Source organism: Maribellus sp. CM-23 (assembly GCF_021354595.1).
GTDB lineage: Bacteria > Bacteroidota > Bacteroidia > Bacteroidales > Prolixibacteraceae > Draconibacterium.
Genome location: NZ_JADWYJ010000002.1, coordinates 512,064 through 529,352 on the forward strand (window position 1 = coordinate 512,064; position 17,289 = coordinate 529,352).

General features: G+C 42.7%; 10 protein-coding genes. 2 read left to right on the forward strand and 8 right to left on the reverse strand.

Annotation, left to right across the window (positions count from 1 at the left end; translation table 11 throughout):
- Window position 1 precedes the first annotated feature (1 nt).
- Both INQ51_RS09500 and INQ51_RS09505 read right to left on the reverse strand, forming a co-directional pair.
- Entirely contained in the window at window positions 2–3,130 is a 3,129-nt protein-coding gene (locus INQ51_RS09500; RefSeq protein ID WP_233377735.1) for a SusC/RagA family TonB-linked outer membrane protein, read from the reverse strand.
- A 653-nt stretch (window positions 3,131–3,783) separates the two neighbouring features.
- Window positions 3,784–5,010, reverse strand: coding sequence for an ROK family transcriptional regulator (locus INQ51_RS09505; protein WP_233377736.1), 1,227 nt, complete (start codon window positions 5,008–5,010; stop codon window positions 3,784–3,786).
- Window positions 5,011–5,297: 287 nt separating this feature from the next.
- Between INQ51_RS09505 and INQ51_RS09510 the strand changes: the two genes are divergently transcribed.
- Window positions 5,298–6,905, forward strand: a complete 1,608-nt coding sequence (locus tag INQ51_RS09510) for a sulfatase (protein ID WP_262909895.1) — start codon at window positions 5,298–5,300, stop codon at window positions 6,903–6,905.
- 158 nt (window positions 6,906–7,063) lie between these two features.
- On the forward strand, window positions 7,064–8,902 hold the full coding sequence (locus INQ51_RS09515) for a hypothetical protein (protein WP_233377738.1): 1,839 nt from the start codon (window positions 7,064–7,066) through the stop codon (window positions 8,900–8,902).
- Between the two features lie 4 nt (window positions 8,903–8,906).
- Here INQ51_RS09515 and INQ51_RS09520 read toward each other — a convergent pair whose 3' ends face one another.
- The 6 genes from INQ51_RS09520 to INQ51_RS09545 form a co-directional block, all read right to left on the reverse strand.
- Window positions 8,907–10,595, reverse strand: a complete 1,689-nt coding sequence (locus INQ51_RS09520; protein ID WP_233377739.1) for an MBOAT family O-acyltransferase — start codon at window positions 10,593–10,595, stop codon at window positions 8,907–8,909.
- A gap of 11 nt (window positions 10,596–10,606) precedes the next feature.
- Complete coding sequence (locus INQ51_RS09525) at window positions 10,607–11,962, reverse strand: GDSL-type esterase/lipase family protein (RefSeq protein WP_233377740.1); 1,356 nt, start codon at window positions 11,960–11,962, stop codon at window positions 10,607–10,609.
- Complete coding sequence (locus INQ51_RS09530; protein ID WP_233377741.1) at window positions 11,962–13,431, reverse strand: GDSL-type esterase/lipase family protein; 1,470 nt, start codon at window positions 13,429–13,431, stop codon at window positions 11,962–11,964. The genes INQ51_RS09525 and INQ51_RS09530 overlap by 1 nt, the downstream gene beginning before the upstream one ends.
- Window positions 13,428–14,939: a LysM peptidoglycan-binding domain-containing protein gene (locus INQ51_RS09535; RefSeq protein ID WP_233377742.1), complete on the reverse strand. Its 1,512-nt coding sequence runs from the start codon at window positions 14,937–14,939 to the stop codon at window positions 13,428–13,430. The genes INQ51_RS09530 and INQ51_RS09535 overlap by 4 nt, the downstream gene beginning before the upstream one ends.
- Before the next feature lie 125 nt (window positions 14,940–15,064).
- Window positions 15,065–16,255, reverse strand: a complete 1,191-nt coding sequence (locus INQ51_RS09540) for an aspartyl protease family protein (protein ID WP_233377743.1) — start codon at window positions 16,253–16,255, stop codon at window positions 15,065–15,067.
- Between the two features lie 219 nt (window positions 16,256–16,474).
- Window positions 16,475–17,275 (reverse strand): ion transporter, encoded by an 801-nt coding sequence (locus INQ51_RS09545; protein ID WP_233377744.1) that lies wholly within the window; start codon window positions 17,273–17,275, stop codon window positions 16,475–16,477.
- Between the last annotated feature and the right edge of the window lie 14 nt (window positions 17,276–17,289).

The following is a 17,289-nucleotide window of genomic DNA, read 5'->3' on the forward strand; positions in this document are numbered from 1 at the left end:
TTTAAAATTTAATCGACACATTGAAAGTATAGGATTTCATAGTTGGAGGCGATCCCATCTCCATACCTATAGCATTAGTACCAACACCGATTACAGATTCAGGATCAATACCTGGAGTATCAGTATATAGCAACCAAATATTATTGCCAATAACAGATAAATCAACCCCATTAATCGGAATATTAGCAAACCATCTGGATGGCAGTTTGTATCCTAACTTAACGTTTCTTATGCGAACACTTGTTGCATCATAAGTAAACTCATCGGTAATACCTAGGTTACCTGTAGCTGCCACTCGCGACCAGTAGTCCTGAGGAGATACAGCCACATCGTTAACAGAATAAGAACCATCATCATGTTTTACGACACCATCCACAACAAAATCTTCCCGTGCTCCATTAACCACTGTTTCGGCAGCAGTTCCTCTGGAATGTGTAAAAACAGTTGTTCCCGAAAAGATTTTTCCTCCGAATTTGGCATCCAAAAGCACACTTAAACTTAAGTTCTTATACGAGAACATATTGGTTACACCTAACATCCAGTCGGGCTGTTGATTTCCAAGGTACTCCCAATCTTCTCCTTTCAATGGCAACCCACTTTCATCAACAACAATCTGCCCAAAATATTGACTGGTTTCGTCTTCAACCCGAACCATTTTTTTACCATAGATCTCGCCATAGTTACCCCCAACCATTGCCACAATTTTTAGGTCATCTACAGTTCCCAGGCTATATTCATCAACCCCGTCTGCCAACTCAATCATTCTGTTTTCATTTTTCGACATGTTAGCATTAACTGTCCAGTTGAATCCTGCGTTGTTTCTTACAATATCAGCATTCAACATAACCTCAATACCTTCGTTTTGAATTTTACCGGCATTGATCTTTTTGTTCTTAAACCCACTAAATGGATCCAAAGGCAAATCAATCAACTGATTGGTAGCATTGGTTTTATACCATGTAAAATCAAGACCAAGACGATTATCAAAAAACCTAAGATCGATACCTGCTTCATACGATTTAATAAGCTCATTCACTACAGACGGATCATACAAAACGCTCCCCGGAGCTGCAGTAGTCTGATCATGAGGAGAATTTGACTTACCAATACTATAGGTATTGTACAATTGATAAGGAGGCAAGTCGTTACCAACTTCAGCATAAGATCCTCTTACCTTGGCAAAAGTTAACCATTCGGGAATTACTCCCCCGTTTTGAGTGATCATGTCAGTAATAATTCCTGACACACTCACTGAAGGATACAAGAATGAACGATTGTCTTTACGCATGGTCGAAGACCAGTCGTTACGGACCGTTGCATCCAAAAACAAATAACCATCCCAGTTTAACTGCAAGGCTCCATACAACGAGTTAATTTTCTTCTCTGAATATCTTTCTGATACAGTTGGTTTATCTACACCATTGTTCAAGCTGAAAAGATTAGGAACTACCAAGTCTCCAGAATTTCCACCCATTCCCTGGTTCTTCTGATGCATCATATTTCCTCCAAAGGTGACATACCCACCTAAGCGATCGATTAAATCGTCTTTTTGTGCTCGAATAAGGAAGCTAAAGTTATTCTCAAAAGCTTCGTCAATATTCTTCGAATAAACACCTGCCCGACGAACAATACCCCCAGTGTGAATTTTTTCTTCTTTTTTAGTGGTATAATAATCTGTTCCTCCTTTTACCTCTACATTCAACCAATCAGTAAAATCATATGCCAACGACATAAATCCAATTAAACGATCGCGAGTGTCGTTGTTCTTACCATACTGAAGGTTCCACCAAGGGTTCCCCTGAGGTGTACTGGCATCATCCCACCATATCTGATTTCCATCCGAATCTATAGAAGGATTAAAATCCCTTATATCCAACGAAACAGGCAGTGTCCACATGGTATAAAAGGAGTTGTTCTGAGCAGCAATACCGGCCAAAGGTCTGTTTTCAGCATTTGATTTTACATAAGTAGCTTTTGTATCAAATTTCCATTTTTCATTTTCTCCAAATAAACTGGTTATCCTGACAGTAAAAGTACTTCTATTAATATTGGTCTCTGGGATTACACTACGGTCATCGTTACGTGTAAGAGATGCAAAAACCGTAGTTTTATTGATAAGTTGCGAATAGGATATATTCTGATTCGAGGTTATACCTGTTCTGAAAAAGTTTGCAACATTATCGTAAGTATTTAAAGGAGACTGGCCACCTGTCCAATCGTCAACCATCTGACCTTCAGCTTTGGGCCCCCAAGAGGTTCTGGACATTCTGTCATAAGTTCCATACGAACCTTGACCAAATACATCTTGCAACTCCGGCTGCGTTAACAATGTTTCAAAGCCAACTCTTGAGTTGATCGTTATACCTGCGCCTTGATTTTTTCGACCTTTTTTGGTAGTGATCAAAATTACTCCGTTACCTGCCCTTGATCCATACAGCGCAGCAGCAGATGCTCCTTTCAGAACTGACATTGACTCAATATCATCAGGGTTAAGATCTCCGATTCCACTACCGAAATCCCTTCCTTCACCTGATCCCCACATATCCACTTTTGCTCCATCAGTGAAGTTATCGATAGGCATCCCATCGACAACTACCAGAGGCTGGTTACTTCCGGTTAACGAGTTATTACCGCGAAGAATAATTTTCGAAGATCCTGCGGGTCCTCCAGCTCCTCTTACAATTTGCAAACCGGATACTTTCCCGGATAAGGTGTTGGCAAGGTTAGGCTCTCTGGCATCTACCAGGTCAGCTCCACCAATTTCCTGCATCGCATACCCCAATGACTTCTTTTCTCGCTGAATACCCAACGCAGTAACCACCACTTCGTCGAGACCAACTGCGTCGGTAACCATAGTAACACTAATAGAAGAACGACCATTAACATTCTCCTCAATTGCTTTCATTCCGACGAACGAAAACACTAAGACTGCATCACCCGAAGAAACATCTAGCTTATAATTACCATCAAAATCTGTAATTACTCCATTATTTGTTCCTTTCTCCAAGATTGATGCCCCAGGAATCCCGAGGCCTTCCTCATCAGTAACAGTGCCTGTTACTGTATGCTGTGCATAAATGCTGCCTATAAGCGCAAAATACAATGCAACAAGCAAGATAATTTTTCTCATAAAGAATAAATTTTAGTTGTTAATTAGAAAATAAACACAATGTATTTATTATGGTAGTTGGTAAGAAGATTCGATGATTATCAAATTCCACAGAGGCTTTCATTAAGCTAGCTTTTAGTTTTCGTAAGTTTAATTATCTCAATTTGTGTAAATGAAAATTTCAAATTACACTCTGCATAAATCAAAAATAAATATTAATTTTAATTTCACCAGATAATTCATAAAATTTTTTAAAATCATACAATCAATAACAAAATCAACCCCATTAAAAATGAAGTCCATTAATTATTTTCCATTTTCATTAATTTACGGAAATAATATTAAATAAGAAATACACCTTGCTAATTCTGTTTGGAAATTACATCGAATCTAAATATTCTATATTCTCAGAACAGTTATCTCCGAATTAAATAAGTGTGATTGCACTCGGAAATCTTTACGAATAAAAGCAAAGAAGATAGGTGTCAAAAAAAAGAACTTTTCCTAACACGCAAGCCACAGCCCAAAGGGACTACTCTCCAATTAAACAACAATAGAATTAAGCTGGTAGAAATGTTTCTTTAATCCCCCTAATCAACTTCAATTCAAGCGTACTATAATTTGATTTAATTCAAGAAGTGCTAATAATCAGCAATAACGGTCTCACCCTAAGGTTAGACAAGCATATTGCTAAATAGCTTTTGGTACAACATAGCTGTAGTACCCAATAAACCAGACCGTTCCCAGTTTTCGGAAATGACAATTTGAATATTTCCGGAGATTTGCTCCAGACAATGCCTGTTAATTGACTGCTGAATGGGAGTCAGTACATACTGATTGGCTTCTGATACCGCGCCACCCAAAACTATAATATCTGGGTTTAGCAATTGAATCGCATTTGACAAAGCTTTTCCAAGCGCAAGACCGACAGAGTTCAGCAGAAAAATAGAAAATTCGTCCCCTTGCCTGGCGGCCTGAATAATATCTTCAACACCAATCTCTTCTTCACGCCCTCTAAACTTAGCCGTCAACTGAGATACTTTTCCTTCGCGCACACCCTCTTGGGCCTGCCGGATTAAAACATAGACGGAAGTAACAGTCTCCAAACATCCTCTTTTCCCACAAATACACAGGTCGCCGTCTTCCTCATATTTTGTATGGGAAAGTTCGCCAGCAAAACCAGTAGCTCCGTTGTACAGTTTGCCGTCCATGATCATTCCCATGCCGAGTCCCCAATTCCAATTGATGATCAAGGCATTTTGATGCCCCTTGGCCTGTCCGAAAACAAACTCGCCATATGCCTGCATGCGGGCATCGTTGTTTACATAAACCAGCTTATGAAATCTCGCTTTTATTCTGTCTGCAATATTCTGAAGCTTTTTATCTTTAATGGTATAATTGATCCCATTTACTTCGTCGATCAATCCCGGCATTGATAGTCCAACACCAAAAATCCGTTGGGTATCAATGTTATAATCCTTTGCAATTTTATCTACTTCATCCGCAATCTTTTCAATCAGATCTTTATCATCAATAGATGCTTTGAACTTCACCATTGGCGCCACCAGCTTATTATGCGAATCAAATATCCCCACCTTGCCGGTATACCGGCCCAACTCGCAGGCCGCGACCAGAATTGAATCTTGTTTTAGTCCAAACATAGCAGGTCTACGTCCGCCTTTTGACTCACCAGTCCCCTTGAACTCAACAAATTCCTTTTGACTTAGCTCTTTTAAAAGCGATAAAGAAGTAGGTACACTCACTCCAATACGCTTCCCTATTTCGGTAGCAGAAAGTGTATCCTCACGGTATAAAAGATCTAAAATTTTCTTCTTACGACGGTAATTTTTTAATTCATTCCCGCTAAGTTTCACTTCATTAATGTTGTCGACAAGAATCATAGCCTGGTTATCAAGTTAGCTAACTTATTTTATTTGAGGCACAATTTAAATAAATTTTTAATCAAAATCTATGTGTTTGATAAAATTTTTTACAAAGATTGCCTATTTGCAAAAATATCCATTTCCGGTAGATTTTCCTTCAATCTTAACAAATTTTATAGGAAATTCACATTATTTGAATCAATTCTACAATAAAACACCACTAAACTTATTGTAATAGTAATTTGTGTCACTTGGCTTCTTTTCGTAAACTTACACAAAATTCAATCGTAAATAAAATACATTTCATGAAACCGAAACAACTAACACTTTTATCCCTTGTTTTTTTACTATTCTTCTTCTGTAATTGCTCAACAACTGAAAAGAAACAAGCGCAAAAGCCGAATATTCTTTTTATCATGAGTGACGATCATGCCTACCAGGCAATCAGTGCCTACGGCTTTGGGCTAAACGAAACTCCAAACATCGACCGAATTGCAGAAGAAGGGGCCATTTTTACCCGCGCCTGTGTAACCAATTCAATCTGCGCTCCCAGCCGGGCCGTGATGCTAACCGGCAAGCACAGTTTTGTGAACGGTAAAGTTGATAACGTTCAGCCCTTCGACTGGAACCAGGACAACTTCCCAAAACTGTTGCAGGCCAATGGCTACCAAACTGCAATGATCGGTAAAATTCACATTGACGGGCTACCTTTGGGCTTCGACTATTCAATGGTACTACCTGGACAGGGTCAATACTACAACCCCGATTTCCTGATTAACGGAGAAAGAAAAAGACTGGAAGGCTACGTAACAGAGATCATAACAGATTCTGCACTTGACTGGCTAAAAAACAAACGCGACGCTTCCCAGCCGTTCTGTATGCTCTATCACCAAAAAGCTCCTCACCGAAACTGGCTTCCGGCTCCAAAATATGTGAACCTGTACGATGACAAAACTTTTGACCTTCCGGAAAGCTTTTTTGATGACTACGAAGGAAGAGGCACTGCTGCAAAAGAACAGGAAATGGAAGTTAACCGCCACATGATGTGGGGACACGACTTTAAGCTTATTGTCGACCCGAACGGGGACTCCACTGGTTTCATGAACGATCTTAATCGCATGAACGAAGAACAACGAGCCAACTGGATGGCAGCCTATGAAAATGAAAACCAGGAATTCCTTGCCAATATGCCCGAGGGCGTTGAACTCGCCAAATGGAAATATAACCGCTATATAAAAGATTATCTGAGCTGCATTAAGTCAGTTGACGACGGCGTTGGGGAACTACTCGACTACCTCGACCAGTCGGGTCTGGCTGAAAACACAATTGTGGTTTATACTTCCGATCAGGGATTCTACCTCGGAGAGCATGGGTGGTTCGACAAACGCTTTATGTACGAAGAATCATTCCGCACACCGCTGCTGGTGCGTTATCCAAAAGAAATAAAGGCCGGTACGGAAATCAACAAACTGGTTCAGAATCTTGATTTTGCACCGACATTCCTTGATTATGCCGGCATTAACATTCCGGAAGATATGCAGGGCTTGTCATTCCGCGAACTGGTTGGTGGAAAAACCTCGGAATGGAGAGATGCAGTTTATTACACTTACTATGAATATCCGTCGGTGCACATGGTAAAACGCCATTACGGAATTGCCACCGAACGCTACAAACTCATTCATTTTTATTACGACATTGATGAGTGGGAAATGTACGACCTCGAAAGCGATCCAAATGAAATGAGAAATGTTTACGACGACCCTAATTATGCCGAAGTAAGAAAAGAGCTTCATGAAAGGCTCGATGAAATGCGCAGTAGTTATGGCGACAGTGACGAAAATGATCAAAAGTACCTAAAAGCCTATCTCGACCACCGGGAAAAAGCAAGACAAAGGGTAGCCAATAACAAATAGAGAGCTACAACAACGAATATAAGCTCCCCAATAACGGAAGATTTTCGGAATTGCATTAACGAAATTTAACAGCGAATATTAGGCCTTACAAATAAATTACCTAATTTTTCGCTTTAATAAAACCTGATTACCAATGCTGATCGTACCGGGTTTTTGCTATGAAGAATGCACTGTACATATTGCCGTTACTGGGGATCCTTATTTTGGGGATCAGGCCTGCCTGTGCCCAGATAATAATGCCCGATACAGTACTTCTGCAAAAAAGCCTGAAACAGCAAGTTTTCTACGACAGCCTTGAGTACAGAGCTAATCAACGGAAATTTACCAGTTGGCTGTACGATGTCCTGATCACACCCCGCCGGCCTTATGTTGACAAGAAGGCGCTGGCTTTGGACTATTACAATCCGTACGAAGGAAAAATTATTGCCAGCATTTCAATTCTGCCGCTGGATGTTTTTGGCCCCACCTGTACCGACACTACCAGAAAAGCCGACAGCTGGATGGAAAGAACGGCCAATGCCATCCATACCAAATCCAATCTTAAAACCATACAAAAACAGCTGATCATTAAGGTTGGCGACGTACTGGATGCAGAAGAAATGTACGAAAACGAAAGGCTTATTCGTCAGTTGCCTTATATAAAAGATGCCCTGTTCCTGGTAGAGCAAGACAGTCTCTATACGGGTTTTGTCAATATCACTCTGGTTACAAAAGACAGGTTTTCGTTTGGTGTTTCGGGAGGTGTTAGCGGATCACAATCCGGCGACATACGTATTTACAACAAGAACATTTTTGGTATTGGGCACGAGGTTTCCGTGAAATTTGTCGGGCATATTAGCAAAGAACCTTACCTGGGGCTGGAAACCTTTTACAAGATCAATAACATCGGGGGTAAATTCCTCGATCTCCAACTGGGGTATTTAAACACCTTCAGACAAGAAGGTTTTGTGTTTGACCTTAACAAACCATTCTTAACCAACGAGATAAAATGGGGCTACGGCATTCATACAACCCGGCTGTTCAGAACCGACCGTATTATTGAAGACGGCCAGTTGATTATGGAAGACCCTTTAAACGAATCTTACAACAGTTTTTGGGCCGGCCGTGCCTTTAACCTGAAAGACAACCAGGACCATCTGACTCAACTTACGGTAACCACAGGAATTCATGGATTGCATTTTTTTGAAAACCCGGTGATGGAGCCCGACTTAAAGCCTTTTTTTGCCAACCGAACCCTTTACATGGCGGGCCTTGTCCTCTCCCAACGAAGATACATTCAGGACCAGTTGATTTACAGCTACGGAATTACAGAGGATATTCCGGAAGGATTCAAAAACGAGATTCTTTATGGCTACGAAGCCAACGAATTCGGAGACCGGCATTACTTTCAGTTTGCGTCTTCCAACGGAAACCTGCTGCTTAGCCAGAAAGGCTACCTGTACCTTTCAACCGGCTTTGGCGGTTATCTGAAAGACAACCGGATGGAAGAATGTATGATCAGGGGTGGGCTTCAGTTTATTTCAAAATTGTCGACCGCCGGAAAAAAAAGAGTCCGTTCCTTCCTGAACGTTGATTATACCCTTGGGATCAGGCGTTTTGAAATAGAAAACCTCACTTTACGTGGAGACGAACACATCCGGGGTTTTAACAGCAGAGCCGCCACCGGCAAACAAAGACTGACGCTAAAACTGGAGCATGTCGTCTTTTTACCGCACCAGTTCTACAAATTTAACATGGCAGTATTTGGCTTTGCCGATCTCGGAATCATTGGCTCTAACCAAAACCTCATTTTCAGGGAAAACTATTATTCGGGAATTGGATTGGGACTGCGACTACACAACGAAAACCTTGTTTTTGAAACGTTCCGCTTGCGACTTGCTTTCTATCCTTTCCATCCCAAAGATGTCGGTTTTTTGGGCTTCATCCTCGACGAACAATCCAAACAAAGGTTCAATTCGTTTGATCCTTCCAAGCCTATTCCTATGCGATTTGAGTAGCTTCCTAAAACTGGAAATAAATAAAGGGTTGCATGTCCGAAGAAATAGATTGATACACCACCACCACCGTAACAGCTGCCAAAACCATCTGCACCCAAAGTGGTGAAGCCACAAACCAGTCTTTAATCCGTTCTTTCCATCGGTCGCTTAACCAGTGAATCACAAAACCAAACAACATTACCAGAAACACCCATTTATAGGCTACCAACACTTTCGGGACCAGCGACAGATCCATGGCCATACTGATCTGGTGCAACATTCCGTTTACCACCTCCATCGATTCTGACCTAAAAAACACTCGGGTGAACGTGATAAAACAGAAAGTGATCGTTATCTTCCAAATGTTTGCCCAAACATTGCTGTACTTTTCCCACGGGCTGATTTTCCGCCAGGCTTTGTACACTACCAGCCCAATCCCGTTCAAACCACCCCAGATGATAAACTGCCACGAAGCGCCGTGCCACAATCCGCCCAGCAACATGGTCAGCATCAGGTTGATTTTTGTGTCGATGCTTCGTTTTACCTGAGGTGAAAATTTTGCCAGAACGGCCAAAACGATCACAACGCCTGCCAGAATCGGAACCAGGATCAGTTTACCGGCCAGCAAAACAATGATGGCCAGAATCACCCCCAAACTAATGTAACTAAATGTGGAACCACCCCTGTTTCCGCCAATCGGAATGTACAGGTAATCTTTCAGCCACGATGAAAGTGACATGTGCCAACGCTGCCAGAATTCCCCCACATTCTTGGCTTTGTAAGGCGAATTAAAGTTTTGCGGCAAACGATAGCCCATCAACAAGGCCACACCGATGGCAATATCGGTATAACCCGAAAAATCGACATACACCTGGAGTGAATAGCCAAACAAAGCCATCAGGTTTTCAAAACCTGAATAGGTGATGGGATCTGAAAACACACGGTCCACAAAATTCACGGCAATAAAATCGCCGATAAATATCTTCTTAACCAGTCCCTTCAGAATCATAAAAATGGCCCAGCCAAATTCGGCCCTTGTCAGGTGAAAATCTTCGTATATCTGTTTGATAAAGCCGGAAGCGCGCACAATAGGGCCCGCCACCAACTGAGGGAAAAAGGACACATAAAAGCCAAAATCGATCAGGTTTTTCACCGGCTCGGTTTCCCTTCGGTACACATCTACCGAGTAACTGATGGTTTGAAAGGTAAAAAACGAAATTCCCACCGGCAACAGAATCTGGTTTACATTGAAATGTGTTCCCGTAGCATCGTTGGCCCACAGTGCCAGATGGTTGATCACCTGCCAATTGGTACCTAACATCACATTCAGACTGTCAACAAAAAAGTAAGCGTATTTAAAATATGCCAGCAAACTCAGGTTAACGACCACACTAACGGCGATTAATAATTTTCTGACAAATTCGTTTTGCGAGCGGTAAATGCTCTTGCCAATAAAATAGTCGACCAGCGTACTAAACAGCAGTATAAAAAAGAAGAAACCGCTGGATTTATAATAGAAGAACAAACTCACAAAAAACAGGTAGCCTGCCCTGATACTGCGGTTTTTGTTTTTGTAAACCAGCGAGTATCCCAGTAATACCACCGCAAAAAACGCCCAGAAAAAGAAGCGGGTAAAAATCAGCGGTGCGGTTTCGTTGTAGAGAAAAATGCTCCGCAAGGCTTCTGCTATATCTATTTGTTGAAGTAAGTCCAAAGTCAGTGATTTTAATTATCAGTTGTTTCTGTTTTGCCGGCTCCCAAACGATCCACATAAACCTCTTTGCGCGCGCCAAGGTAATGCTCAAAATCCTGCATGATTGCATTGAAAAACAAGTCGCCAATTAACAGGTATCCCTCGCGGGTAAAATGAATTTTGTCGCTTTGTGCCAACTGGTTTTTCTGCCACAAAACGATCGAGTTCAGCCCTCCCATCACCGAGAACATGTCCCATACACCTGCGTTGTATTTCGCGGCCATCCGAAACATGCTTTCGCGCACTTTCTCGCCGTTTTTATTCACATAGCGCCGGTATAAATAGCTGTCGTTATTGGTGGTAAAAACAATGGCAGCATCCGGTGCCGCCCGTTTAATTTCATCTATCAGCTGATCGTAATGATCTTCAAAACGATCCTGCGAAAACCGTCTTCCGTACGCATCGTTGATCCCGATTCCGAGTATCACCAGGTCGGGCTTTAGCTCTGCCAGTTGCTTTTCAAAAAGCTGGCAGCGCAAATAAGCAGGCACGTGCGCACCGTTCACCCCAATGCTGTGGTACATAATACCGTTGGGCGCCGATTCAGTAGTAATTCCAAATAAGGTAAAACTTCCGGTGGAGCCGCTTTTTCGCGTCAGGCTCAGCGTTAAACTGTCGACATAAGTATTCAGCGAAAAATCCAGGTATCCGTCACCTGCCGAAACAGTATCAAGAATCGCCGGATCAACCGACAACTCGTAATTTTTTCCTTTATTCTCGTAATAAACCCTGAATTGATTGAAACGATAATCCAGTCTGTTTTCCTTTTCAAGCAAAATGGTTAGCTCTGCTTTGGTAGAGTTCGTTGTTGCCGACATCCCTCCTACTCCGAGTGTTCCGCTTTTTCGGCTTTCCACATTTCGAAAGCTCTGCCAGCTACCGGTATGGCGGATGTAATAGCCAAAAGGCGAATTGGTGCGCGAAATCCGGTAGGGAAACATGTAACCCCAGCCGGCATTCATTTCTCCGTTGAGGGTTTGAAAACGGTTCCGCATCTGCCCAGAGAAAGTACCCGCCTGAATATGCGAGCCCCCGATATGAACAATATTTATCCGCCCTTCCCCCGAAGTTATTTGTTTCTCCAGCTTTGAATAGAAGCGATCGATCGAAGTACGTTTCCCCGGAAAATGCATTTCATTCAGATCGTACCGAATAAAATTGTACGGGTTTACGCGGTAGAAATAAGCCTCCTCCTGTGCAACAGCCGCAAATTGAGAAACAATGAAAAGCGCGATAAAAAAGCAAACAACTTTTACACTTTTCTTCAGGCTTTGAACCCTGAACTCTGAACTCTGAACTCTAAACTCTGAACTCCTTACTCCTCCCATCAAATCTCCTCCTCCAGATAATTATTGAATTCAAAAATCAGGGCATTGTAGAACATATTGGCCACCAGCCTAGCTCCTTTGGGCGAGAAATGCACATAATCGGGGCGGGCCAATTCGGGAACGGCGTTCACCCACGACGGCATACTGTTGTGGCCGCCCATTGCACGGTACATATCCCAGTAGGCGGCGCCATTGGCAAGCGTTACCTTTTTGAGCGCCTCTACCACCTTGGGCAAATGTTCGTAGGTAACATAACGGTCTTTTTCTTTGGTTGACATATCACTTGGCCCGATCACAATAATCGCTGCTTCGGGACACAGTTCCTGGATCCGCTTGATTTGGTTGCCAAACCAGCGTCCGTAACGGTCGATCGCTTTCACATCCTTGATGTACGGCATTACGTTTCCACCAAATTGCAGGATAAACAAACGGGGATCAAGGTCGCGGTACATTTGCAGGTCGTGTTCAAAATTGGTGCGGGTGAAAATGGTCCCCGAACTGCCACGCAGGGCGATGTTATCCATGATCACTCCCGATCGCGAAGCCAGTTCAATTCCGTAAATATCAGGACTGTCGTAGCCGGCAAAACGCAGCGTTATACTGCTGGTTGAATCCGGGAGGTCGCTTTCCACCACTCCGTAGCCCAGGTTGGCAGGCAAAGTTTGGGTTAAAACCGTATCGCCGCGGGCAATAACCGTAAGCGCCACCGGGCTTTTGGCATTGCCGTAGAAAAAGCGCATGTGTTCGTACTCCCGTGTTTTCACATACGAAATATCCGATTTCGAAACATTCATTTCGGCTTCGTACCAGATCGAATCGCGGAAAGGCACCGAATCGGGAGTCAAAGGTGCATAGCGCGAAAAAGCCCCCATTACGCCGTAGTTGTTGTGCGTTACCATCGTGTCTACATTTCCGTAGATCGGGTAACGTTTCCAGTTACCGGTATTCTCTTGTTTGGCGCTGAAAACATAGTCATAGGGCTGAAGCGCCGGGCGCAAACCAACCCCTGTTCCGCCAAAACGAACCTGTAATTTATTTCGTACAAACGAAGTAATCCGGTCTCCCTCAATCTGGCTGTCGCCATAGTGCATGATCCGAACCAGCGAATCGTTTTGAAGATGCCCAAAGAATTTCTCCAGGTTCTTTCGCCCCTCGTGGTTCATTTCCAGTTTCCGGATCGACTTCACCAACTCATCGTAATCGGCACCATGCACCACTTCGGTAGTAGTTTCTCCGGCCATGGTAGTGTCCATCTCAATTTCCACCTCCGAATCAATTTCAAACTGATGGCTTACCAGGTCCGAAATATCGGCGTACTCTTCCTGTTGGCTCAGCAACATATCCTCAAAAGTGGGCATATGGAAAGTAAAACTCCCCACTTTCACCCCAGCTTCCGGGGTGATCCACATCGTTCCGGCCAGGAGCACAAACACGCCAAGTGTAAAAAAAAGTGTCTTTATGGGTTTCATTCGCTTACGTATATGGTTAGTTTTTGTCCGATCTGAATTTTTCGCGCATCGTCAATACCGTTCCAGTAAAGAATGGCTTCGGGAGTTACGCCACCGTATTTTTTGGCAATTACATAAGGCGACTCGCCGCTTTTTACCACATGCTCCACCTTATGCGCCGAAGCAGGTATCTCCCAGGCCTTTTGCTGACTGGCCGCAGCGGTTCCCTGCCCTGCTTTTCCGGAAGGCTGTTTTTGCAGACTCCGGTAATAATCCGCTTCGTTTTCGTCTACAAAAATCGCTAGCTGTTGCCCTGCCTGAATTTTCCGCTCGTTGTAAATATTGTTCCAGTATTTCAGATCTTCCACCTGTACGTTGTAATCCTCGGCAATGTAGCCCAACACATCACCGCGTTGCAGGGTGTATTTGATTTTTACTTTCCCTTCTATTTCCAGGTCTTTTACTTTCTCTCCAATGTATTGCCGCGTGGGTGCCGGTGCATATTCCACTTTCTGCGCCACCACCTCAAACAGTGTTGAGTCGTAAGCATTAAAAACAGAATCCTGCCAAAGAATGTAGTCTTCTTGCATCCCCCCGGGAAGCAGCAAAGCTTCGTTTTTATCGCCCGGGATAATCGAGTACCGGAACTGCGGGTTCAACTTCTGAAGGCTTTGCAAAGAAATATTTATCACCTGGGACACCTGTTGCAAATGCATTTTTTGCCGTACCCAAACCGTATCGGTCGTCAGAAAAACAGGCGCAGTGCCCGATTTATACCTGTTTTGAAAAACAGCCAGTGCCTGCCAGGCTGCCAGTGTTTGTGAAACCGGTGCAGGCAAAAGCGGCAGAAGCTTTTCTACCGAAATACTGCCGCCGCAGCGTGCCACAGCATTTCGCACGGCGGTATTTCCGGCTAAAAAAGCAAGTATTCCCAACTCTGATGTGCCAAAAACCTGTGTACTTTTTTTGATTTCTGCCACAGCAGCCCGGGTTGCCTCTTCTGTTTTCAGGCGTTCGTCTACCAAACGGTTAATCTCCAGGCCATTCAATACACCCTGAAAATGGGTCAACTGCCAGAGTCCGGCTTTTTTATCGTTTCCTGTCGCGGCCGTGTTCATCAACGACAAGGCCATGGGCAGGTACTTCAACTCAGCAGGCAATCCGGCTGCCTGAATTTGCTTCTCCAGCAACGGCTCGTAACAGGCAAAAGCACGGAGTAAATTTTGTTTGCCGGAAAGTGGCAATTCATTGAAAAAGTGATAGAAAGAAGTAAAGCCGGGAAGTTCCTCTTGAAAAACCGTCCATTCCAGGTTTTGGAAATCTGCTGACAAAGCATTGCCTGAGTTTGTATAATTGAAAGATGAACTGTCGGAAACGATCATCAGCTTACTCCAGGTGTCTAGTTCAGCAAGGTGATTTTGTACGCTTACCTGATAAAGGCTGTCCTGCGCCTGGGCGGAATACGAAAAACCTGCGAAAATCGCAGAAAGCAAAAGAACGAGTACGGTATTTTTACGTGGCTGGCTCAATCCGGAATACTAATTATTTAAGCTGCAAAAATATCATTTCAATGCAGAATGAAAACCGGTGAGCCAGAAAAAAGGATTTTATTTTGGAAAAAGAACCGATCCGCAGAGAGAGATTCTCTTGGCAGTTATTTCAGTACCGCTTTTTCAATCCGGAATTCCCGTTTTTTCCCTTCAGCATCAACTACCTCTAGGAAAACCGTGTCTCCCGGCTCATAACTCATATAATCACAGAAATCATGATCCTTCTCAAAATCGAGGTTATCAACTTTTGTCACTTTCATGTTAGGCTCTATTCCTTTTTTGTGTGCGGGTGAGTTTTCTGTTACCGATTGTATATAAATTCCATTTTTAGGTGAAGTACCTATCCGAAAGCCAAAAGAGCCGCTAATTGCTTGTTGTGTTCCTGTTTCACTCAAGTAAAGTCGTTTATTTTCCCAATCGATAGTGACACGAAATCGCGACAAGAAATCATTTCCAATCAAGTCTGTCTTTCCTGTTTTTAACAGAACATTTTCGGGATTCAAATGACCTATCCGAAGCGAGTCTGACCAGGTTATTTCACGGCTAAGCACAACCGATTCACCAATAATACCGGTTTGTTGAATTCCTTTTTCCTTGAAAGTATTGCCCAATACCGCATGTTCTTTGAGCGTGGCAAATACTTCTTTGTTTAATGCTACCGATCCGTTGGAACCATAATCCAGTAACAAATTTTTCACCCGTGCTTGTCCTAAATTCACATCAATAAAGATATTGTATTGGTGATCGGTTTCGAAAGGAATAGATACCGATTCTTTCAACGCCAAGGCATCAATATTACTGTCAAAAGTGAGAAGTTTCTGCTCCTGGTCAATTGTCCAGTTGCAATGCCGTATAAGGTTCGAGCCGATAATACCGTCAATTCCCAGGCAGCTTATAACCGGGTTGGCCTCAAAGTCTGCAACAAATGCCGTTTGGTTCACAAAGGCTACACTGCCAATGCTTACTGAATCAACCTGCACCCAGTCAACTTTCTGTCTGTTGTGATCACTGTCCCGGATACTTCCGCTACTGACTTTTTTAAAGCCATACTCTTTTTGAAGATAAGATGAAATGCTAAAGGGAGCGCCAGTGTCGAATAAAAAGCGATACTGTTTTCCACGGATTGTAACCGGTACCAATATCAGTTTTTTTTGAATTTCCACGCTTACATTTTCATGAAACGCTTCACTAGATATTTTGCCACGCTGTATTGCTTTTGTCCATTGTGTTGAGCATCCGCCGCTTATAAAGAGCAATACGACGGAAAGTATCTGTAGTTTGAAACTATTTTTCATAATAAAGCACCTATAAAACAAGGTCATATCCTTGCGGCTAATTTGAGCAATGGAACTGACCGAAAGAAACAAGAACAGAAGGGCTACAATATTCTTCATTGTTATCGGTTACTGGATTGTAGGTGATGATCTTTTAGCTGGTTTTGAATGTAATCATTTTATACTTACTACCCAATCCGCTTTTATAAATACTGGCACATAGCTATAAGCCACTCCCTCCTATCCGCCTATTTCTTTCCCGCAATGAGGACACATGTTATTCTTTTCGGTCTTCTTTTTAGTTTCTATTTTACTAATGAATCCTGCACTTATCAACCCTGTAGGAAGAGCAACCAGTCCAATACCTAAAACTGCAATCAAGCCACTAATCATTTTTCCGAACCCGGTTATTGGGTAAACATCTCCATACCCTACGGTTGTCAATGTTGCTACTGCCCACCAAAATGCGGCTAATATATTGGGGAATTGGTCAGGTTGTTCTGCTCCCTCAACATAATACATTATGAACGATGCCAACAAAAGAATCAAGAAGGCTAAGAAACCAGTTACAGCTAACTCTGATTTCTTTTCTTTAATCACTATCCAAATCACATTCAAGGAATCATTGTACCTATTAATTTTCAGAATCCTCAGGAATCTTGTCAAGCGCAAGGCTCTTAAGAATCTTAAATCCATTTTAATCAGCATTGGCAAATAGAAGGGTAGAATTGCCAATAAATCAATCAGGCCGTAAGCAGAAAAAATGAACCGAAAAGCCGATTTTATTCGATTCCCGGAAGGATGTGTCAAATCTGAGACATACAACCTCATTAAATATTCCACTGAAAATACAATGATTGAAAGCAAATCAAACCTCTTTAGCAGAAGGCCATAACGCTCATTTACCTCTGGTATGGATTCCAAAATAATAGAGACGACACATAACAGAATCATCGATAATATGAAAAAATCAAAGAATCTATTCAGCCTTTGTCCATGAGCACCTTTCTCAACCAAGCGATATATTTGAGTCTTTAACATCAACTTATGTTTTA